This window comes from Planktothricoides sp. SR001, from assembly GCF_001276715.1.
Classification (GTDB): Bacteria; Cyanobacteriota; Cyanobacteriia; order Cyanobacteriales; family Laspinemataceae; genus Planktothricoides; species Planktothricoides raciborskii.
Window position 1 is genome coordinate 22,615 of the sequence record NZ_LIUQ01000022.1, and the last position, 20,943, is coordinate 43,557.

General features: G+C 44.3%; 17 protein-coding genes. 9 read left to right on the forward strand and 8 right to left on the reverse strand.

What is annotated here, in order from left to right; translation table 11 throughout:
- Positions 1–61: 61 nt before the first annotated feature.
- From AM228_RS14425 to AM228_RS14435, 3 genes are all read right to left on the reverse strand, one after another.
- On the reverse strand, positions 62–2,755 hold the full coding sequence (locus tag AM228_RS14425) for a DNA methyltransferase (RefSeq protein WP_054466811.1): 2,694 nt from the start codon (positions 2,753–2,755) through the stop codon (positions 62–64).
- A gap of 431 nt (positions 2,756–3,186) precedes the next feature.
- On the reverse strand, positions 3,187–3,486 hold the full coding sequence (locus tag AM228_RS14430; RefSeq protein ID WP_231636802.1) for a hypothetical protein: 300 nt from the start codon (positions 3,484–3,486) through the stop codon (positions 3,187–3,189).
- On the reverse strand, positions 3,486–4,793 hold the full coding sequence (locus AM228_RS14435; RefSeq protein ID WP_054466812.1) for an AAA family ATPase: 1,308 nt from the start codon (positions 4,791–4,793) through the stop codon (positions 3,486–3,488). The genes AM228_RS14430 and AM228_RS14435 overlap by 1 nt, the downstream gene beginning before the upstream one ends.
- A 365-nt stretch (positions 4,794–5,158) precedes the next feature.
- Between AM228_RS14435 and AM228_RS34260 the strand changes: the two genes are divergently transcribed.
- The 5 genes from AM228_RS34260 (at position 5,159) to AM228_RS29715 (ending at position 10,242) form a co-directional block, all read left to right on the forward strand.
- Entirely contained in the window at positions 5,159–5,389 is a 231-nt protein-coding gene (locus AM228_RS34260; protein WP_197285306.1) for a hypothetical protein, read from the forward strand.
- A gap of 78 nt (positions 5,390–5,467) precedes the next feature.
- The gene (locus AM228_RS14440) at positions 5,468–6,205 is read left to right on the forward strand and encodes a Fic family protein (RefSeq protein ID WP_197285307.1); all 738 of its coding nucleotides are present in this window, start codon (positions 5,468–5,470) and stop codon (positions 6,203–6,205) included.
- Positions 6,206–6,374: 169 nt separating this feature from the next.
- The gene (gene bchD, locus AM228_RS14445; RefSeq protein WP_054466813.1) at positions 6,375–8,441 is read left to right on the forward strand and encodes a magnesium chelatase ATPase subunit D; all 2,067 of its coding nucleotides are present in this window, start codon (positions 6,375–6,377) and stop codon (positions 8,439–8,441) included.
- A 405-nt stretch (positions 8,442–8,846) separates the two neighbouring features.
- On the forward strand, positions 8,847–9,566 hold the full coding sequence (locus AM228_RS14450) for a hypothetical protein (protein WP_231636803.1): 720 nt from the start codon (positions 8,847–8,849) through the stop codon (positions 9,564–9,566).
- Between the two features lie 190 nt (positions 9,567–9,756).
- Positions 9,757–10,242 (forward strand): hypothetical protein, encoded by a 486-nt coding sequence (locus AM228_RS29715; RefSeq protein ID WP_156331795.1) that lies wholly within the window; start codon positions 9,757–9,759, stop codon positions 10,240–10,242.
- 704 nt (positions 10,243–10,946) lie between these two features.
- Here the strand turns inward: AM228_RS29715 and AM228_RS14460 are convergent.
- A complete protein-coding gene (locus AM228_RS14460) occupies positions 10,947–11,363 on the reverse strand; it encodes an AbrB family transcriptional regulator (protein ID WP_054466815.1) in 417 nt (138 codons plus the stop codon).
- Between the two features lie 238 nt (positions 11,364–11,601).
- Between AM228_RS14460 and AM228_RS32705 the strand changes: the two genes are divergently transcribed.
- The gene (locus AM228_RS32705) at positions 11,602–11,994 is read left to right on the forward strand and encodes a hypothetical protein (protein WP_156331796.1); all 393 of its coding nucleotides are present in this window, start codon (positions 11,602–11,604) and stop codon (positions 11,992–11,994) included.
- A gap of 175 nt (positions 11,995–12,169) precedes the next feature.
- Here the strand turns inward: AM228_RS32705 and lpxD are convergent, their stop codons facing one another.
- The 3 genes from lpxD to rlmD form a co-directional block, all read right to left on the reverse strand.
- Positions 12,170–13,219 carry a UDP-3-O-(3-hydroxymyristoyl)glucosamine N-acyltransferase gene (gene lpxD, locus AM228_RS14470; RefSeq protein ID WP_054466817.1) on the reverse strand — a complete coding sequence of 350 codons (1,050 nt, stop codon included), beginning with the start codon at positions 13,217–13,219 and terminating at the stop codon, positions 12,170–12,172.
- A gap of 573 nt (positions 13,220–13,792) precedes the next feature.
- On the reverse strand, positions 13,793–14,113 hold the full coding sequence (locus tag AM228_RS14475; RefSeq protein ID WP_054466867.1) for a YkvA family protein: 321 nt from the start codon (positions 14,111–14,113) through the stop codon (positions 13,793–13,795).
- Positions 14,114–14,222: 109 nt separating this feature from the next.
- On the reverse strand, positions 14,223–15,668 hold the full coding sequence (gene rlmD / locus AM228_RS14480; protein WP_082348882.1) for a 23S rRNA (uracil(1939)-C(5))-methyltransferase RlmD: 1,446 nt from the start codon (positions 15,666–15,668) through the stop codon (positions 14,223–14,225).
- Positions 15,669–15,869: 201 nt separating this feature from the next.
- Between rlmD and AM228_RS14485 the strand changes: the two genes are divergently transcribed.
- Positions 15,870–16,355, forward strand: coding sequence for an allophycocyanin subunit alpha-B (locus AM228_RS14485; RefSeq protein WP_054466818.1), 486 nt, complete (start codon positions 15,870–15,872; stop codon positions 16,353–16,355).
- Positions 16,356–16,469: 114 nt separating this feature from the next.
- Here the strand turns inward: AM228_RS14485 and AM228_RS32710 are convergent, their stop codons facing one another.
- Positions 16,470–16,628, reverse strand: a complete 159-nt coding sequence (locus tag AM228_RS32710) for a hypothetical protein (protein ID WP_156331797.1) — start codon at positions 16,626–16,628, stop codon at positions 16,470–16,472.
- 118 nt (positions 16,629–16,746) lie between these two features.
- Here AM228_RS32710 and AM228_RS14490 point away from each other — a divergent pair, with 118 nt between their 5' ends.
- Together AM228_RS14490 and AM228_RS14495 are read left to right on the forward strand one after the other, a co-directional pair.
- Positions 16,747–18,216, forward strand: coding sequence for a DUF1565 domain-containing protein (locus AM228_RS14490; protein WP_054466819.1), 1,470 nt, complete (start codon positions 16,747–16,749; stop codon positions 18,214–18,216).
- Between the two features lie 316 nt (positions 18,217–18,532).
- Positions 18,533–20,899, forward strand: a complete 2,367-nt coding sequence (locus AM228_RS14495; protein WP_054466820.1) for a DUF1565 domain-containing protein — start codon at positions 18,533–18,535, stop codon at positions 20,897–20,899.
- The last annotated feature ends 44 nt before the right edge of the window (positions 20,900–20,943 follow it).

A 20,943-nucleotide genomic window follows, 5' to 3' on the forward strand; every position in this document is an offset into this window, starting at 1 on the left:
AAGGATTTTTACCACAAAAAAACTCACGACAAAATTAGCTTTTTTAGGGGGTTTTGTGGGATCAAAACGGAGCCATTAGGCCAACCACCGCTTCACCTTGCTTTTCTTTTTCAGCTAGTTCTTGATTCAGGTTTAATAATTTCTCTAAAATATTATCCTCGGCAGTAAAGCGGTATGCTTCCATGACTAAGTTATCCAGGTTTTGGTGCAGTTTATAAAGTTGACTGGCGGGTTCATTAAAATAGGTGTTGTAAAGTTTGGTAATCCCCCATTGTTTTTGCTCCATAATTTGACGGCGATATTCATGGAGGCTGACGGCAGCAGCGCGGATTTTTTCTACCAGTTTAAGTTTAGGGGATGGTGTTTGCGGAAAGGGAAAGGTTTCAAAGCAAGTATTATGGGTGTAGCGAGTTGTTTCTCCTAAAGTAGAACTTTGCGCTTTTACCCAAAGTCTGTGAACTTGAGATGTGAGAATCCCTAGTATATAAAAGTCATCGGAGGCACAAACAATATTTAAATCACCCGGTAGCCAGTCGATCGGGGCAGGAATAAATATTGCCCATTTGGAAACTCTGGGAACGGTGAAATAATGAGAAAGAGGGGCGATCGCTTTTCTCATTGAGGGTCGTTCTTCTCCATATTTCCACCAGTTTAATTGAGTAACTTTTCGCCGATTTTTATCTCGTTCTGGCTTAACATAAGTTTTTACCCATGCAAAGGGTAAAGTATAATCACTAGCATCCTCAAGACTCATCTCATTAAAATCTATAATCCAACGATCTGGTAATCCGTGAGGATATTGGGCTAAATTTGCCCCCATTGAAAATAACTTTAAAACTTCCTGATTTTTCGGGTCAGCCTCAATCCATTTTTCTACCTGTTCTGCGGTGATAATAAAATCTTTGCCTACCGGAATCACTCCCTGAAAACACTTATTCTGATTTGCCAATAGTCTCACTGCCTTAGAAACATCTGTTAAAGAAGTTAATGCAGAATTAATCTGTTTCACGGGTTTATTATCTAAATAATAAGCCGTCGGTTCCTGATAAATCCAATTGACAATACTCACATGAACTTTTGCTTCCCCAGACCAAGGCTGAGTGGAGATGGCTTCGTGAATATATCCGCCATTTTGGGTAATATAATCTAAACTGGCGATTCTACTTTTCCCTTGGCTAATGGAATTTGTGCCGACTAAACCAGCCCGACCTTTTTGTTGAATGTGATCGTGGGCTTTTCTAAACCAATAAGTACAAAAATCTACGGAATCTTTTACTTCTGGATATTGCTGAAAAATGCGATCGACGTAATCATCGCCGAGGTTTAATCGGATATGCTTGCCTCCCAAAAATGGCGGATTGCCAATAATCGCATCGGCTTCTGGCCATTCGGTGAATAATGCATCTTTACAGACAATATTTTGATCTAATATATCCAATGGTAACGCCGGGTCTTTTAACCCTAAGCGGTCGATCGCTACTTTGCGGGCAATCATTAATGTTACTCGCGCTAATTCCACCGCAAAAGGATTACTATCAATTCCATAAAATTGTAACGGTGTGACAAATCCGATCTGCATTTGTTCCCGAGGCGATCGCCGCCGTTCGGCTATTTTATCCAGCAGTTTTTGTTCAATTTGCTTTAACTCTTGATAGGCGATATAAAGAAAATTACCGGAACCACAAGCGGGATCTAAAACTCGATAATTTTGTAATTCTAGGGTTAGCGAATTTAGTTCAGCAATGGTATTTGCCGCCTCAATTCGTTCTTCCCAATACCGAGAAATGGTCGGGCGAACGATTTTCATAATATCCGCTTCTGAGGTGTAGTGTATGCCATAACTATGCCGTTCCTTAGATGCGATCGCTGCCTCAAAAATATTGCCAAAAATTGCGGGGCGAATCTGACTCCAGTCTAGTAATGCCGAAGTTTCCAGAATTTTCAACTCTTCTTTATTCAGTTCCAACGAATCGACCGTAGCAAACAATCCCCCATTAAAATATTCCACCACTTTAAATCGTCCGGATTGGGTCTGACCGTGACGATTCATTTCTTGAAACAAACCCCGCCCAATTACATCATAAGAACTTTCCCCATTTAAACAATCTTGGACACAGCGAATAAATAAACTATCGGGCAAAAGTCCCCGGTCTTCGGCAAACATTGCCAGAACACATTGCAACACAAACCGTTGCGCCACCAAATCATCAATCTTGCGTTTTTTTAGGGATAGCAAAAGTTCACCCATGCGCCGCGCTGCTTTCTCAGTGACTTCCACTTGATTATTCTGGAAAATCGGGTTTTGCTGCCGCTTTTCCATAAACCCAAACGCACTAACTTGATCGGGCAAATTTTTCAGTAAAATTGTAGCGATCGGGGTATCAATTTGGGTATCAAAATCGTAAATCCAAAACTGGTCAAAATTGCATAGCAACACATAGCGGGGACGGTTGGGGACAGCCCGTTGCCAATAGTCAAAAGCTTGAGAATAATGCTTACTGAGATCCGTTCCGCGCTTTTTCATTTCAATTAATACGCGAGGTTTCCACACCAGATCCGCAAATCCGGTTTTTCCTTTTTTACTGCCTTTTTGAATCCTTTCTTCAAAAGTTGCCCCAGCTTCTAATACTCCTTCGTGACCAAATGCCCGAAAAAAGCGATCTAAAAATGTCTGGGTCTCTCCTTTTTCATCCCCTTTAATATGTTGCTGACAAAACTGGACAAAAATTTGCAGGCTTTCTGAGGTGGAGGACATAGATCGAAACCTTGGTTGAAACTTTCTCAGAAACCCGGTTTCTTGGAGAAACCCGGTTTCTTGAGCACAGACTTAATTTTCTCATATTTTTGGCTTGTTAACGACAGAAACCGGGTTATTCGGCGAAACCGGGTTTTTAGTAATTTCTTCGCCAAATAAACCCGGTTTCTGATTGCTTCTCAGCCTTCATTAGGACTATATGAAACGCGATCGCTCTTTTTCTCATCCCCAATGCATCTTAGCAACCTCGCTCTTATTACTGCCTTACTCTTAAACCTTTTATGGATGGGAATCATACCCCTGAAGGTGAATATCTAAATACCAGATAAACACCCGCCGATTGGGAAACAAGCGCCTCGATTTTTCCCATTCCTGAATAATTGATAAATCTGCCATACCCTTCCCTTGGGTTGCTGAATTTGGGAAATCAGTCAACCTTTTACTTCATCCAATGTGGGAACCTGCATCACCGTCCAAGGGGTTTCCCCAGCGATCGCCATTTTAACTTGCTTGACAAAAGATTCAGCACATTGTCGGCGAGAACGACCATCACTGATATGAGCAATATGATTTCCGGTTTCATAAACAACAGCCATTGGTAACAGCAAATGGGTTCCTTTTTCCAAAAAATCCCTAAGTTGTTCCATGACTACTCCTCGCTCATCATTCAATTTAGGAATATTCAGAACATTACAGAAAACCGAAGTATCGACAATCGAAACATCCGCCATTACTGAGCCCCCACCATCGAATTAAGCGAAGTCAACCAGTCTAGGGCCTGTTGTTTTTTGATCTCCGATCCTGGATGCTGTTTGACAAAACGTTCTAACAGTCCACGAGTCATTAAATGACCCACTGAACCCTGAGCAATTAGTTCCGGGTAATCGGGAATATCTTGCAAACGAATTAACTGACTTGACCCATCATCAGGGCTGCGATAACAAAATTCAGTCTCAGGAATTGCCTCATCAGGAAGCGCATCTAATAAAGCAGGATTATGACTACTAATCAGAATACGGAGGTTACGTTTTCGAGCAATTTCAGCCATCCGAGACAGTAAAGCACTCGCACGACTGGGGTGGACACCATTATCGATTTCTTCAATAACTACTAAACTTTCTTGGGGTGCAGAAAGTAATACCGCTGCAATGGATAAAACTCGAAGAGTTCCATCAGACAATCGTGCGGCATCATAAGGAGTCGCTAACCCGCCAAAAGTTTCAGTGAGTTGTAACATCACCTCACCACGAGGTGTTTCTAGGAAACTAATATCCTCAATATTCTGTTCTGGGAGACTACAAACAAAGTCTAAAACCGCCTGCTTAGAGGTCTTGGATTGGCATAAATTATAAATAACTCCCGATAATTTTTGCCCTTTCTCTCGCAAAATAAAATCAGTTTTGTAACCATACTCTCTCATCAAGCTGGGTTCTGGCTCTAAGAACACAATTCCACTTAACCACCGCACATATTTATCGCAAACTTTGGGGATAATTTCTCGACTTTTGGTATTTTCTGGTCTAAATCTAATTTCACTTAAAATTTGGGTAAAAACTGCCATGTGACTACTACAAACCCGGCTCGTTTTTTTGCCGCCTCTAGCAAAATTATTATAACTCACAAAAATATCACTTCCTGCCCCTTGCGGTTCACTGGTGATTTCATACAACGGAACTTTAGAAGTTGAACTGGTAATCCGTTCTTGTGTGACCTGCAAATGGTTGGATGAACTGAGTACGAGTTGAATCTCAAAACGTTCCCAATCTGGATGATTTGTCAAGCAAGCTAGTTGAAAATTCTGCTTTCCTCGGTATCCCAAATGTTCGACATTACCTCGAAAGAAATTATCTCCTTTTTTTTGCGGATTTCTGAGCAATACAAGTCTTTCCCCAGTGGCGATTCGAGATAAAATCCTCAAGGCTTCAATGACATTACTTTTACCGGAGGCATTGGCTCCAATTAATACGGTGAGTCGCCCTAAGTGCAATGTCGCCGATTTATAACTTTTGAAATCTTTTAACTCTATTTCTGTAATCATCGTATTTGACTCCGTTGGCAATCTAAAATATTGACTAATTGACTAAAGGTGGCAGGTCAATAATAGCTAATTTTTGCCAATTATATGATAAATTTTCGATATGTTTCCACAGCATAAAATGTCCAGTCACATTCCAGTCACATACTGACAATATTGTAACAAAATATAGGACTTTTGCTAGGCGCGATCGCTCTTTTTCTCATCCCCAAGGCACCCCAGCACCGAAAGCCACCCCCCTCGCGAGATTAAGAAACCCGGTTTCTTCAAGAAACCGGGTTTCTGGTGAGGACGGGTCTGGTATGCTGAATGTTGATATTAATCTAAATAGCGATCGTCACTTAAATTGGTGACAAGGTAGAGTAAAAATGAACTCATTTGACGCAAATTTTATTGAGCGGCAGCCAATCACACAAACGTTGCTGCAAACCATTCGTTTACTTGGTGAATATAAAGGTAAGCAAGAGTTATTCAAACAACAATCCCCGCAATCCTTAGCAACTCTCCGTCAATTGGCAATCGTCCAGAGTACCGAATCATCAAACCGAATTGAGGGGATTACTGCGTCATTAGAACGAATTAGAAAACTGGTGGCATAAAAGACTATTCCCCGCGATCGCTCCGAACAATAAATTGCCGGATATCGGGATGTATTAAATACAATTCATAACAGTTCAATGCACATTCCGTTCACTCCGAATATTGTGCTACAACTGCACCGGGATCTGTATCAATTTTCTGTAGGACAAGGGGGACGCTGGAAAACCCTTGATAATGAAATTACTGAAACTCGGCCTGACGGCACCCAATTTATTCGGTTTAAACCCGTAAGTGCGTCGGCTACTCCCGATGCTATGGCTCATTTGCATCAGCGGTTTAATTATCTCTGGGAATCGGGTCAAGTCGAACCTTTGTTACTAATTCCTAGCTATGTTTTGGATTTTTTATGCATTCATCCTTTTTTAGATGGAAATGGGCGGATGGCGAGGTTAATAACGCTGCTATTACTTTATCAAGCAGGTTATGAAGTGGGTCGGTTTATCAGTTTGGAAAAAATTGTAGAAAACACCAAAGAAAGTTACTACGATACTCTCTACCAGTCCTCACAAAATTGGCACCAAAAACAGCATAGTTTATTACCTTGGTACTCATATTTTCTCGGAGTAGTCTTGTTGTCGGCTTATCGGGAGTTTGAACAGCGTGTCGGATTGGTGGCTTCATCCAAAGGCGCAAAAACGGCAATGGTGTTAGAAGTGATTAACCATCTGTCTGGAGACTTCTCGATTCGCGATATCCAGGACAAATGTCCTACCGTGGGCATTGACCTGATTCGGCGAATTCTTCGCCTGGAAAAGGATGCAGATCGATTGGTATCTCTGGGGCGTGGGCCTAATGCTCGTTGGCAAAAGAAATAGGTACTATGCCGATTATATAGGTACTGAACCCCCCATAGTACCTATATAAGAATTACTAATATATTGTTAGCGCCCGGTTTGGCAGCGATCGCCTTTGGAACAAAGAAACCCGGTTTCTGGTGATAACTGGTCTGGTATGCTGAATGTTGATTCAACATAACTACTAACCATGTCTGCGATATTGCCCCGCAACGCTACCGCGAACGCACCTAGCACTACAATCACCACGTTTCCCCTGGCAGCCGTTGTCGGTCAGGAAGCCATCAAACTAGCGCTATTATTGGCAGCGGTGGATCCGGGTTTGGGAGGGGTGGCGATCGCTGGGCGGCGGGGAACCGCCAAATCCGTGATGGCCCGTGCTCTCCATGCCCTCCTGCCCCCCATAGAAGTGGTCAAAGGTTCTATTAGCAACTGCGACCCCGAACGCCCCCAAGAGTGGGACGATCGCCTCTTAATGGAATTGGGACTAAATGGCCAAAATGGTCAGACTATCGGCGAAGTCCCCACCGCAGTCATTCCCAGCCCTTTCGTACAAATTCCCCTAGGCACCACCGAAGACCGGCTAATTGGTTCCGTAGACGTAGAACAGTCCGTAAAACTCGGTGACAGCGTATTTCAGCCCGGTTTACTTGCCCAAGCCCACCGAGGCGTCCTTTATGTAGATGAAATTAACCTGCTGGATGACAACATCAGCAACTTACTCCTAACGGTACTCACCGAAGGTCGCAACCAAATTGAACGGGAGGGGATTAGTTTCCAGCATCCCTGCCGACCGATTTTTATTGCCACCTACAACCCGGAGGAAGGGCCGTTAAGAGAACATTTGCTCGATCGCATTGCCATTAGCCTCTCTGCGGACGGGGTTTTGGGCATCGATCAACGAGTCCAAGCCGTAGACCAAGCCTTGTCTTACAGTTCCTCCCCCCAAGACTTTCTCGAACAATATGCGGAAGATATCGAAAGTCTGAAAACCCAGATTATTTTGGCGCGGGAATGGCTGAAAGATGTAGAAATTACCAAAGACCAGATTAGCTACCTGGTACAAGAAGCCCTACGGGGCGGGGTTCAAGGCCATCGCGCCGAACTTTTTGCCGTCCGAGTGGCCAAAGCTTCCGCCGCCCTGGAAGGTCGCACCACGGTGAACGCCGATGATTTACGCAATGCGGTGCAACTGGTAATTGTGCCTCGCGCCACAGTGATTCAGACGCCGCCCGAAGAACAACAGCCGCCACCGCCACCCCCACCGCCGCCACCGCCCCCAGAGGACAACTCCGACCAAGACCAGGAAGAACCGGAAGACGAACCCCCGGAACAACAAGAGGAAGAAGAAGCCACCATCCCAGAGGAGTTTATTTTCGACCCGGAAGGGGTGATTATGGATCCGGAAATCCTCTATTTTGCCCAACGCGCCCAACGGCAAGGGAAGTCTGGCAGCCGGACGGTAATTTTTTCCGACGATCGCGGACGGTATGTGAAGCCCATGTTACCCAAAGGCAAGGTAATGCGGGTGGCGGTCGATGCGACTTTACGGGCGGCGGCGCCTTATCAGAAAGCCCGCCGAGAACGGCAACCCAACCGCAAGGTAATTGTGGAACGGGGAGATTTGCGATCGAAGCGTTTAGCCCGAAAAGCCGGTGCCCTGGTGGTGTTTGTGGTTGATGCGTCGGGTTCAATGGCCCTTAACCGGATGCAGTCCGCCAAAGGTGCGGTGATGCGGTTACTCACCGAAGCCTATCAAAACCGCGACCAAGTGTGCGTGATTCCCTTCCGAGGGGAACAAGCGGAGGTCTTATTGCCCCCCACTCGTTCCATTACTACGGCGCGGCGACGGTTAGAACGCTTGCCCTGTGGCGGCGGTTCCCCCCTAGCCCACGGGCTGACTACAGCGGTACGGGTGGGACTCAATGCCATGCAGTCCGGGGATATTGGTCAGGTGGTAGTTGTGGCTATCACCGACGGTCGGGGGAATATTCCCTTATCCCGTTCCCTGGGTGAACCGGATATTGATGGGGAAAAGCCCAATATTAAGGAAGAATTGCTGGAAGTTTGCGGCAAAATTAGAATGTTAGGCATCCAGCTTTTAGTAATTGATACGGAGAATAAGTTTGTTTCCACCGGATTTGCCAAAGAAATGGCGAAAAATGCGGGCGGTACTTATTATCATTTACCCAAAGCGACGGATCAGGCGATCGCGGCTATGGCCCAAAGTGCGATCGCGGATATCAAATCTCGGTAATTAATTCGGGAAACTCACCACAAAGACACGAAGAACACAAAGTTATCTCTTCTTTGTGGTCTTTGTGTCTTTGTGGTTTTAATATGCCCTGAAAATAACCATGAAAATTTAATTAGGCCATTCTCACGGCGGATTCCCGCCTTTACCCCCGCGAAGGCCGCCATCGGCGGGAATGACAGTTTTTTTTGTAATTCATAACTATGAAAATTGCTATAACAATGAGCCTAGTTTTTTGACACAATGACCCAAAAGAGCAAAATAAACCTAGTTAGCCATTAATTGAATGGTTATCTTTATATCCTTTGTGTTCTTTGTGTCTTTGTGGTTTTTTTAATCCGCCTTTGATTAGGATTAAAAGTATCCTAAACTAAACAGAAAAACGGTCAATTTATTCTAATGAGTCAGATGACGAAACAGCAGTTGAAAACTCAAACAAGCGCGCTCGCTAAGACTAAAGCCAAAAGCGAGCGCCCATCCAGTCTGGTGCTCCTTTTCCCCATAGCTTTGTGTCTAGGCTTAATCGTCTATGCATGGCGCTGGTTAATTGTATTTGGGGTTTTATCCGCCCTGGGAGGACTGTGGAAATATTATGAACAAAAACAGCAGGAACGCCAAGAGTGGTTAAATGTAATTTTCTATCAAACCTTACAAAAACATCAGGGTAAAATTACTACCTTAGATTTGGCGATCGCGGCGAATATTACGGGAGTGGAAGCCCAAGAATTTTTGCAACAAAGGGCGAAAGAATTTGGGGCAGAATTTGATATCACCGACGCTGGGGGAATTCTCTATTGTTTTACTTCGATTACTATGTCCCAGTCTCAGTCCCAAGCGGAAAACAATCATTCTGGGAATAATGAATCGTGGGGATTTCGTGAAAGCGGATCGTTCCGCGAACCCCTTCAAAACACCCCCAAACAACTCCCTGCCCAAAGTTCCGCCTCCAGACTTTCACCCGTGAACCAATCCCAACTCGCGGAAAGGTTAGGAGTGCATAGTACCACCATCAGCAAAAACAAAACCAAACCAGATTTTATCTCCTGGACTCGGAAAAAGGATCCCGCTGGAGTTGCCTGGACTTACTCCCCAGAAACCAAAGAGTTTTTTCCTCTAATGAGCAAATAAACTATCAATCAAGCCGGTGGGCAAATGCCCACCGGAAAAGTATTTTCTAACGGTTAATTGGCCTCAACGCATCGCCTATATATTTCGATGTATTATCCTAAGTATTATCCTAATTGACTGGCAAAAAAAATCTGTGCTACATTCAGTCAGGGCAATTAATTGTTTCATTTCAGGAGATTTGATCATAAAAATGTTTTCAGCAATACAAAAGTTATTTCCTCATCAAATCATTGGCACAGTTTTATTTGTGGCGGTACTGTTGGTGCTAAAAACTGAGGCTCCCGCGAATGCTGCTGCCGATCGCAATGGAATTGAAGCAACTGGTCAAGTGGAAAATATCCAGGCTGAGGAAAATACTCAAGCCTATATTCCAACTCCAGGTAAACATCGGATTTCATTACCCATTCTCAGGGAAACCGATCCGATCATGGCGCAAGATGACGCTGATGATGACGCGGGTGATGACGCTGACGCGGGTGATGACGCTGACGCGGGTGATGATGATGACGCTGATGATGACGCTGACGCTGGTGATGACGCTGATGATGACGCTGACGCTGGTGATGACGCTGATGATGACGCTGACGCGGGTGATGACGCGGGTGATGACGCTGACGCGGGTGATGACGCGGGTGATGACGCTGACGCTGGTGATGATGATGAAACTGCGGAGTAGTAGTTAGCTAAATCATCCTTTATACGATATATAGCGTTTTGACTGGAAATGTAAAATGCTTGGGGTGAGAACCTCATCCAACCCTCCCGGCTCCAGCAGGGAGGGTTGGCTTTTTCTTGCGTATTTTTTTCAGGGTATGTATTACTAGGGCGTGTGCTGTAATACCAAATCCGGTTGTCAAAACCCGTTTATAAGGTCATCTGTCCCGAACCGCTGATGGCTGCCCCCCGCCTTCCCCCCCTAAGCGCACTTCCCGCAGACTTCGCGCCTTCGCGGGGGGAGGCTGCATGGGGGCAGGCTTCGCGGGGGTTTACTTCCTGCGGGAATCCACAAGCGTTTTAGGTGATGATCATAGTCAGTCTATCTATGACAACCGTATTTGGTATAAATAGTGAGTTTTATTTAAGTTTTATTTAATTTTGCAACAATCATCCATCCTTTATCTCACATAAGTTTAAAATTACTTGAGTGAGTTTTTAAAAATGCAAAAAGCCGGGGTTATGTTCACTTAAGTGAGCATAACCCCGGCTTTTTTAGGTAATTCTGGTTTAGTTCAAAAGGTTGTACTTTGGCCCAAGAGATCCAAGAGATCGTGGGCCAACTAGACAACCATAAAGGAAAGAGAAAATGAGGATAAGCTTGAGTGGTGCCCATTTTTAAAGGCAATTTTAAAAATCCACAAAAAGTTTGCTTTCAGGGGCAAACTAATCCTCATTATCATCCCCTTCGTCAAAATCTCCACCTAGTTTTTTATCTTCATCCACTTGGATTAAGTGAATATGCTTGTAGCCCAGTTTAATTTCAAACTCATCACCGGGCTTCAAGTTCATCGCGGCGGTATAGGTTGAGCCAATCACAATTTGACCATTCTTGTGAACGCTGACCCGATATGTGGGTTCACGCCCGCGACCATCTTTGGCTCCTTCTGGGTCTAAAGCAACGCCCTTCGCTCCTAAGACCGCATCATAAAAATCGGTCAGGTTGACGCGAGTTTGGCCGCCTTTTGTGGTGGTGTAGTAGCCGCAGCGCTTTGCTGTTTCACGCCGTGGTAAATGTGATAGTTCTTTTACTTTTTGAAGCAGTGCTTTACCCGTTAGGGGTTGAGTTGTAGTTTCAGTCATTGTCTTAGTGAAGTTACTTCACTCTATAGTAATGTAATTTGAGTCCGATATTCATTTTCGGCCTTGTAAAAAATATACCCTTAAATTTGTCAATTTGAACAAATTTTTTGAATATTTTTAGATCGAAGGCTGACATGAGTTAATTTTATTGGTCTAAGGTCGGGGTATCTGCCTGACAAAAGTCCCTAAAATCAGCCCTTTTTGGCATATCTCCGTATAAAAGACCCCAAATAGATTGATGGACATCTGCGGAAAGAAAGCCGATCGCCTATCCGGGGAAAAAGAAAATTTCTCCGGTCTGAGCATTGGAGAATGTCCGAGGAGGAAAATCTCACTGCTCAGAAAAGAACTGCGATCGCCAACGGAGGGGTTTTATTGCCGGGAAAATTGCCGGGAAAATTGCCGGGGAAAATTGCCGGGGAAAATTGCCGGGAAAAATTGCCGGGAAAAAATAGGCGGAATTGTTGCAGTCAGAATCCAACGGATCCGGGTCAAAATTTTCCGCCTCTCCCGTGGGCTTGGGAAAATTGCTGACGAATCGGCGGAAGAAATCTGTGTAATTATCTCCCTTCAAATTGGCTCAAGCCGGAATGATTATGGTTTACCTAGGATTTTTTGGGACTTTGCATAGAGGCGGACAATTTTCCGAACGATCGCCCAATATGCCCAAGATTATGCCCAATGTATAGATTAATCATGGGATATCTAGTTTGGGTGATTTATGTTTGGCACTGAGGGGGTGAAAGACTGGGGTGAATACTGGTGAACGCTCGAAAAGTTAACCCCCAAAACCCAAGGGAAAGGATTTAGGTGCGATCGCTAAAGTGGCGTTTCAGTTGCTTAAAGGCTTGATAAATTTCCGGCAACCGATTGGAGATTGCCACAGTTTTCAGCCAAACTTTATTGGGAATTGCCGGATATCCTGAGACGATCGCCCCAGAGGGAACATCGCTATGAATTCCTGACTTGGCGGTAGCGATCGCCCCTGAGCCGATTGTGACTCGATTAGCCACACCAACTTGACCCGCGAGGATAACATTATCTTCGATTTTAACTCCCCCGGCTAACCCAACATGAGCGGCCAAAGCACAGTTTTTGCCAATCTGACAACCGTGACCAACTTGGACTAAATTATCAATTTTTGTATTGGCACCGATCCGAGTTTGTCCGACAGCAGGACGGTCAATTGTACTATTACAACCCACCTCTACACCATCTTCTAAAATTGTGTGACCCGATTGTTCCATTTTGATCCAACCTGTTGGGGAAGGAACAAATCCAAATCCTTCGGCACCAATCACCGCCCCACTATGAATCACACAATTTGAACCAATCGAAGAGCGTTCATGGATCGTGCAGTTGGCGTGCAAAATTGTGCGATCGCCAATGGATACCTGGGGATAAATTACCACATTGGGGTAAATCTGTACCCCTTGTCCAATGGTGACTCCAGGGGCGATCGACACATTTGCACCAATATAAACATCTGCACCAATTTGGGCTGATGGATCGATCGCTGCGGTGGGATCAATTCCTGGTTTTGGTCGCCAAGGTTGATATAAAAGACTAATCACCTTAGCAAATAATAATCTAGGTTCTTCACTAGCAATCCAAGCCATTCCTCTGGCACTGGCTTGTGTTTGCAGTTCTGGAAGCATCGGCAATATTAAAGCACTCGCATCCGTGGTAGCAACAAAGGGAACAAATTTGTCACCTTCGATGTAACTAAATGTTCCATTTGTGGCATCATCAATGGGAGCCACTCCAGTAATTTCTGGATTGACAGCCGGATCATTCCTCAAGCTATTACAGTTGGCCGCATCGCCTAATTTTTGTAAAATTTCGTTAAATTTCATTATCTAAGTCTTTTTTCATAGGATCCTTCGACCAAAAAAACCTCTAGATCCAGGAATTTGACCTAAAAATTCTGATTTTTTTCAGCAGAAGGGGGGCATGAGGTGGGCATCACAGAAACCAGCTTTCTCTAAGAAACCGGGTTTCTCGGGAAATTGGCAAAAAGTCACCAATGGTCTTACTTGAAAAGAAAATAAGCCCTTGGTGGACGATCAGCAAGATGATGGCAGTCAATACTTACTTAAAATACCACTTTTATTAAAATAAGAAAAGATCGTTAAGATTTGACTCGGATAAATTTTCTGGGTTTACTCCCAGGGGATTGGGGTGATAGGCTGGGGGCTAACTCTTGTGGTGACACTATTAATATATAGAGTCAGCAGCGATAAATTTTTTACTTCTATACAAGCCTGCGACTACGGTAGCAACCATTGAGGGGTTCTGGTTTCCATCCGCTCTCTCCTTTAGAGGGGTTCTGATTTCAATCCGATCCAACTTTTCCGGGGACTCTTGATGCAGAAACCCGGTTTCTTGAAGAAACCGGGTTTCTAGATCGGCAGGATTTGGCCTTTGAACTATTCTATGGGAGTGGTTTCCACATCGACGGTAGGATTGGTGGTGGGATTTTCTGATTCATGGACACCAGGAACTTTATTGTTCCCCAGGGGACTCTGACGGGATTTAAAGTATTCGATCGCCATCTGGGATAGTTCAGAAATCAGTAAAGTCGCCAAGGCAATATCATCAATTTGTCCCACAATTGGCAGGAAATCGGGGGAAATGTCAAAGGGACTTAACAAATAAACTACGGTAGCTAGGACAACCCACCAACGGTATTTAGGATTGCGGACTGTGTTGCGATACCAATTGTAAAGAGACTGGATAGAAAAGCTCATCAGTATTACCTCGACTTTTTCTAATCGTGGCAAATTTTCCGCCAAGTTGTCAGGGGAGATATCCTCCCTAAATTAGTCGGGAGAATGCTACTGGGGAGTTTCGGTAAAATTAATTGCTGCCGGTGGATCGCTGCAAAAAAGCCACGGATTCCACATGGGAGGTTTGGGGGAAAAAGTCCGCAGGTTGTACGCGAATTAACTGATAGCCACCAGTACAGAGAGTTTTCAAGTCTCGGGCTAAGGTTGAAGGTTTACAACTTACATAGACAATGCGTTCTGGTTGAGTTTTTAACAGGGTTTCTATTACGGCGCGATCGCACCCTTTTCGGGGCGGATCCAGCAAAACCACATCGGGGTTAAGCTGCAATTCCGGCAACAATGTCTCGACTTTACCTTGATAAAACTTAACGTTACTCACCTGATTTAACTGAGCATTTTTCTCCGCTTGTTCCACCGCTGCGGATTGCCATTCTATACCAATGGCTAACTGCACTTGTGAAGCCAAAGGCAGGGTAAATGTGCCAATTCCACAGTAGGCATCAACCAACAGTTCATGGCCTTGTAAATTTAATTCTCTGCGGATAATTGGCAATAGGGCTTCGGCGGCTTCCGTATGGATTTGAAAGAAGGTATCGGCCTTTAAGTGAAGCTCTAAACCGGCATATTTCTCTTTTAAGTAAGGCAATCCGGCCAAACAACGAGTTTCCGGGCCAAAAATGACATTGGTACGACTAGAATTCAGATTCAGACAAACTCCGACTAATTGGGGATAGCGTTGCAACCAGGTTTCCGCTTGGGCTTTGATTCCGGGCAATTTCTCACTGTTACTAACTAAAGTGAGCAGTTGTTCCCCGGTACGTCGCCCAATGCGGATACATAAGTGACGCAGTAAGCCGGTGTGACGGGCTTCGTTATAAATAGACCAGCCTTGTTGCTGAATGTCTTGTTTGATTTCTGCCAAGAGGGGATTGAGGCGATCGTCTTGTACCGGGCAACGATTCAGATTAATCAAGGAGTGGCTGCCTTTTTGGTAGTAGCCCGCTTGTACCTGACCTTGAGCGGAAATACTCAGGGGATAACTGGCTTTATTGCGATAACCCAGAGATGCCAAGGGGGAACCATCGATCGCTTCCGTGAGGACGGGATCGACTGGGGGTTCCGCAATGCCGCCAATGCGTTGCAGCGCTTGAATCACCAGGTTTTGTTTGGCTTGCCGTTGATAAGCCGCGTCGATATGCTGCCACTGACAGCCGCCACATTTGTCCGCCACAATGCAATGGGGACGGCAACGGTGGGGGGAAGCTTCAATGAGTTCGTGCAATTTGCCGTCGCCATAATTCGCTTTGACTCGCAGCAGTCTGACCCAAGCGCGATCGCCGGGGACTGTATCCGGGACAAAGACCACTCGTTCCCCGACTCGACCCACTCCCTCACCGCGATCGGTCAGATCCGTGACCGTCACTTCCACCAAAGCACCCTGTTGCCAATCTGCTTGCCCAGATGCTTGCCCAGATGCTTGCCCAGATGCTTGCCAATCTTGATTTTTACTGTTCATTTGTGTTGATTCGTGATTTATTGTTCGTTATTTGTCATTAATTATACGTTATTTAATTTAGTTTAAGTAACAAACAACAAATAACAAGCAACAAATAACCAATAAATAAAAAAAATCTCAGATTCTCTGATTTACTCTTTCTTTATGTTCCCTAGAATCGGTAAACTACATAAGATATCTTTTAGACCTCATCGATAAATTATGACTGTAGTTAGCCAAGTTATTCTCAAAGCAGATGATGATCTGCGTTACCCCAGCAGTGGGGAACTCCAAAGCATCAAAGACTTTTTTAATACCGGCGAAATGCGGCTAGAGATTGCCATGATGCTTGCGGAAAACGAAAAAAAGATTGTCGATCGCGCCAGTAAGAGTCTGTGGAAAAAACGCCCTGACTTCATTGCTCCTGGGGGAAATGCCTACGGGCAAAAGCAGCGCAACCAATGTCTGCGGGACTTTGGCTGGTATTTGCGTCTGGTGACTTACGGTCTAATTGCCGGTGATACCGATCCCATTGAAAAAATTGGTTTAATTGGCGCACGGGAAATGTACAATGCCCTTGGCGTCCCCATGCCCGGAATGGTGGAATCAATCCGCTGTTTAAAAGACGCATCCTTACAACTACTGAATGAATCCCAAGCCGCGATCGCAGGCCCTTATTTTGACTATATTGCTCAGTACATGTCTTAACATTTTGTAACGACATGACCCGCAGCCCCCCTGGGAATTTCCTGGGGGGTATTTTTTTCCGCTGACTTATTAAGTATATTTGCTTATGGTGCTTTTTGAGCAGTTAGGAGGCGATTACTGAATATATTTCAAAATGTCATTAATCTTTACAAAACTTAAAATTTTGAGCCAGTTTATTTTAATTTCTGCTACGGAAAGCTCACTGCTTTTTTTGTCATGCGATCGCCGAGAAATGCCCAGAAATGCCCAGAAATTCTGATGAATTGATAGCATAATTAATATCTTTTCCAGGCAAAAAATCCTGATCGGGAAAAAACTGCCAGTTAATGTAGGCAAAAGATTTAATTAAATTGCTATTAAATCATTTAGCCATAGTCAGGAGATCGTTTCAATGAAACAATACTTATATGGACTCCTTGGAACCAGCTTTGCTCTGATCAATATAGCCGCTTTCCAGATTCAACAGAGTCAATCCGGGGCAGTTCCCCCTGTCCAAAATTCCGAAAACTTGTCCTCAATTCAGCTAGTCGCCCAGCAAACCATTCTCTATGTCGATCCGAAGCGGGGGATTGACTCAGCCAGCAGCGGAAAAGACCAGAATAATCCTTTAAAAACGATTACCGCTGCTTTGGAACAAGCCCAACCGGGGACAGTAATTCAACTAGCCCCCGGACGCTATAGTGCTGGAGAAATGTTTCCTTTAAACCTCAAACCTGGGGTGATACTTCGCGGCGAGGAAACCAATCACGGAGAAGGCGTGGTGATTACGGGAGGTGGGCAACATATTAGCCGGTCTTGGGCTGCCCAAAATGTGACGATTTTAGCCGATGAAAATACAGAAATTCGCGGCATTACTGTCACCAACCCTAACACCAGAGGCACGGGAATTTGGGTGGAAAATACCAATCCGCTGATTCGGAATAATACTTTTGTCAATAATAATCGCGAAGGAGTTTTTGTTTCAGGAACCGGGGCGCCGGTAATTGAAAATAATCAGTTTATGTACAATGGCGGCAATGGCATCTCCGTCACTCGTCAAGCCAGTGGAGAAATTAAAGGCAATATTTTTATCGATACTGGGTTTGCTCTGGCAATTGGCCATGATTCTACCCCACTAATTTTAAATAACCAAATTCGGCAAAACCGCATTGGTTTGGTAATTACGCAAAATGCTCGGCCAACTTTGCAGGGTAATTTGATTGAAAATAATAGCGAATATGGTATGGCAGTAATTGCCCAAGCGGAACCAGAAGTAGCCGCTAATAACATTTTTCGCAATAATGAACGGGAAAATTGGCTAGTGTCTCGGCAACCACAAGGAATGCCCCCGTTACCAGAAGCAAACGGCAGCACAAACGGCACCACAAACAGTTGGAACGGCACTACAATGACCACCGCTGCGACTTTTTTTTCTTGTCAGCCTTATGGGGATGGATTTGCTACCATCGCTCAAGGGTCAATGGCATCAATTCCTCAGCCAATGATCATCTGGAAAACCTATGAATTTGATGCTCCAGAAAATCGCTGCATCCAAAGTACGGAAAAATTAAATCAGTTAGTGGTTGCTAATGGCGGAAAATTAGACAAGATGATGTTTGCCACCGGACGAGTGAATAATGATAAAGCGGTGTGTTTGGTGACAGATGTTTATGAAAGTTGTCAGCCGAAAAATATGGTGTTTAAACTGAGTCAGCAAAATGCCGATAATTCTGCCGAAGTTTTGAGACGTTTGATTGGTTTTACTATTCAAGGAGGTGGGAATCCGGTGCAGGAGGTTGGCCCAGAAGCGATCGCCCCTCTGCGTCCAGTCAGTGAAAATTTACAGCCAGAATTAGGTTTATGGTTTGTTGAATTACCGTAATTTTTGTTGATTGTTGATTGTTGATTGTTGATTGTTGGTTGTTGGGTAGGGATTCTTTGATTGTTGGTTGTTGATTGTTGATTGTTGATTGTTGATTGTTGATTGTTGTTGGTTGTTTGTTCAACAACCAAAGAATCCCTACCCAACAACTAACAACCACCGACCACCAAAAGAATCCCTCCCCACCAACAACCACCAACTAAAAACTAACAACTAACAACTAACAACTAACAATCATCAACTAACAACTACCAACTAACAACCACCAACCACCAACCAATAACCAACAACCACCAACCAACAACTAATCACAAAAATGCTTCAATCGCTTTTACGTTTTTTACTGAGTACCACGGCGGTATTAGTGATTACTTTACCGCCGATTAAAACTATCGCTTTGACTGCGACAGAAGTAGAAGCGATCGCGTGGCAAGTTTCCGTATTAATTAGTCCGAATTTGACCGCGAAAGGAGATCGATTGTTAATTCCGGGTAGCAAAACAGGCAGTGGGGTGATTATTGGTCGAGAACGGAATTTAAATGGCGATAATTATAGCAATACTTATTATGTATTGACCGCATTGCACGTCGTAGCCAAAAAAGGGGGATTTCATGCGATCGCGATGCCCGATGGGGCGGTGTATTATGTAGAGGCAAATCCCATGAGTGATCGGATTATTCCCTTGGGAAAATTTGTTGGTGAGTTGGGTCAAACTATTGAGGGTTTAGATTTAGCCATTCTCAAATTTGTCAGCGATCGCGATTATGCGGTTGCCCCCATTGCCACAACTCCACCCAACCCCGGAGAACCAATTTTTATTAATGGTTGGCCAAACCCATTAAACTTAGGTAATATTCAGCGCGATCGCCTGTTCAATTCTGGCAATTTGCGTCAAATTGTTAATCCGCCTCAAGCTGATGGCGGTTACAGTTTTTTATATACCAATGAAACCGAATCCGGCATGAGTGGCGGGCCAATTTTTAACGGCGATGGAGAATTAATTGGCATTCATGGCAGAGGACGCGGCATTGAAAATCGTTGCAGCAGTCCAGAAATGAATTTAAACCACAGTTGTGGAATGCCAATTTTCCCCTTATTGCCGCAAATTGCTGCCCAAAAAATCTCTTTACCATTAAATCAAAATCCTGTAAGTATTGAAATAATTCAATATGGTTTACGGTATCGCGGGCAGAGCGATCGCATCCAGGGCGATCGATGGCCATTAACAGTTTTAGGAACCGTAATTAACCCAAATTTTGATGCAACCTTAGCATTGCCTAATCCCGAAACCAGCATCAATTCTACCTCGGTTAATGCGGCAAATAATGACAGCGGCAATCCGATGAACGCAGCAGCGAATGCCCAGAAATCCTCGCCTGTTTATTATGTCAATCCCCAGACCGGAACCAATCATGCCACGGCGGGGAAAACTCCAGAAACTCCGGTTAAAAGTATTAGCTATCTGCTGCAAAGTTCATTGCTACCGGGTACAGTAATTAACTTAGCCCCAGGGATTTATAATAGTAGTAATGAAACCTTTCCCCTCAAGCTACCCACAGGGGTGATTTTGCAAGGCAATATGCCAGAATCCGGGAATCAAAATCAAGATAATCGAGAAGCTATCCGAGAAGTTTTAATTGTTGGGGGTGACTTTACTACGACTCGGAGTTGGGGTCAGCAAAATGTGACCATTGTCGCCAGCGATCGCAGTCAAATTAGTGGCGTGACGGTGAGTAATCCTCTGAGAAATGGCACAGGTATCTGGGTGGAAACAGGCAATCCCATAATTCGTGATAATATTTTCAGTAAAAATAATCGCGAAGGAATTTTTATTGGAGATAACGCCAGTCCAGCGATCGCCAATAATCAATTTATTGACAATATCAGCAATGGAATTTCTATCAGCAATGAAGCCGGTGGAGAAATTCATGGCAATATATTTAAAAATAGTGAATTTGGGGTGGTGATCGCGGGCAATGCGGCACCATTTTTCACCCAAAACCAGTTTGACGGCCATCGCATTGGCTTGATTTTGACGGAACAAGCTCATCCTAAATTAAACAGTAATATCATTGAAAATAATCGAGAATATGGCGTACTTAGTTTGTCTGCTGCTGACCCAGAAATTGCCAGTAATAATCAAATTCGGGGCAACCCCCTAAGTAATAAATTAGCCGTGAAAAACCATGAATGGGGTTTACCATTACCAGCGGAATTATCCCCATCTTTAGTCTTTGGTTGTTTAGAATATGACGCGGGTTTAGCCACTTGGGTAAGCAATGGCAACACCTCCATTCCGCAACCGATGATTCTGTGGCCACCGGAATTACTCCAACCCACGAACCGTTGCCAAAGTGTAGCGGGTAAGTTAAATGGAATTGTTGCCCAGGTGGAAAATCCTTTAGACAATTTATTCTTAAAAACTGGTCGAGTCAATAATTCCCTAGTGGTTTGTTGGGTGTCCGACTGGCAGTCTAATTGTCAAGCGAATAATATGCTATTTCCCCTGCAAATAAATCAGGAGAGAATTAATCGGATTCAGCGACTCCGGGATTTACTGGTTTTTCCCATAGCCCAACAAGGAAATCCGGTGCAACAATTAGAAGAAGAGGCGATCGCGCCTTTGCAATTTCTCAGTGAACGGTTACAATCACCCCCAGGGTTGTGGTTTGTCAAACCATAATTTATCTTAACTATGATTTTTATATGCCTGTTTTATTACTCAAA

Coding starts and splice junctions, on each gene's coding strand:
- AM228_RS14490 (WP_054466819.1), top strand. CDS start 16,747: ATGAAACAATACTTATATGGACTCCTTGGAACCAGCTTTGCTCTGATC.
- AM228_RS14430 (WP_231636802.1), bottom strand. CDS start 3,486: ATGGCGGATGTTTCGATTGTCGATACTTCGGTTTTCTGTAATGTTCTG.
- AM228_RS14435 (WP_054466812.1), bottom strand. CDS start 4,793: ATGATTACAGAAATAGAGTTAAAAGATTTCAAAAGTTATAAATCGGCG.
- AM228_RS14485 (WP_054466818.1), top strand. CDS start 15,870: ATGACTGTAGTTAGCCAAGTTATTCTCAAAGCAGATGATGATCTGCGT.
- lpxD (WP_054466817.1), bottom strand. CDS start 13,219: ATGAAATTTAACGAAATTTTACAAAAATTAGGCGATGCGGCCAACTGT.
- AM228_RS32710 (WP_156331797.1), bottom strand. CDS start 16,628: ATGCTATCAATTCATCAGAATTTCTGGGCATTTCTGGGCATTTCTCGG.
- AM228_RS14460 (WP_054466815.1), bottom strand. CDS start 11,363: ATGACTGAAACTACAACTCAACCCCTAACGGGTAAAGCACTGCTTCAA.
- AM228_RS14425 (WP_054466811.1), bottom strand. CDS start 2,755: ATGTCCTCCACCTCAGAAAGCCTGCAAATTTTTGTCCAGTTTTGTCAG.
- rlmD (WP_082348882.1), bottom strand. CDS start 15,668: ATGAACAGTAAAAATCAAGATTGGCAAGCATCTGGGCAAGCATCTGGG.
- AM228_RS32705 (WP_156331796.1), top strand. CDS start 11,602: ATGGACATCTGCGGAAAGAAAGCCGATCGCCTATCCGGGGAAAAAGAA.
- AM228_RS29715 (WP_156331795.1), top strand. CDS start 9,757: ATGTTTTCAGCAATACAAAAGTTATTTCCTCATCAAATCATTGGCACA.
- AM228_RS14475 (WP_054466867.1), bottom strand. CDS start 14,113: ATGAGCTTTTCTATCCAGTCTCTTTACAATTGGTATCGCAACACAGTC.
- AM228_RS34260 (WP_197285306.1), top strand. CDS start 5,159: ATGAACTCATTTGACGCAAATTTTATTGAGCGGCAGCCAATCACACAA.
- AM228_RS14440 (WP_197285307.1), top strand. CDS start 5,468: ATGCACATTCCGTTCACTCCGAATATTGTGCTACAACTGCACCGGGAT.
- AM228_RS14450 (WP_231636803.1), top strand. CDS start 8,847: ATGACGAAACAGCAGTTGAAAACTCAAACAAGCGCGCTCGCTAAGACT.
- AM228_RS14495 (WP_054466820.1), top strand. CDS start 18,533: ATGCTTCAATCGCTTTTACGTTTTTTACTGAGTACCACGGCGGTATTA.
- bchD (WP_054466813.1), top strand. CDS start 6,375: ATGTCTGCGATATTGCCCCGCAACGCTACCGCGAACGCACCTAGCACT.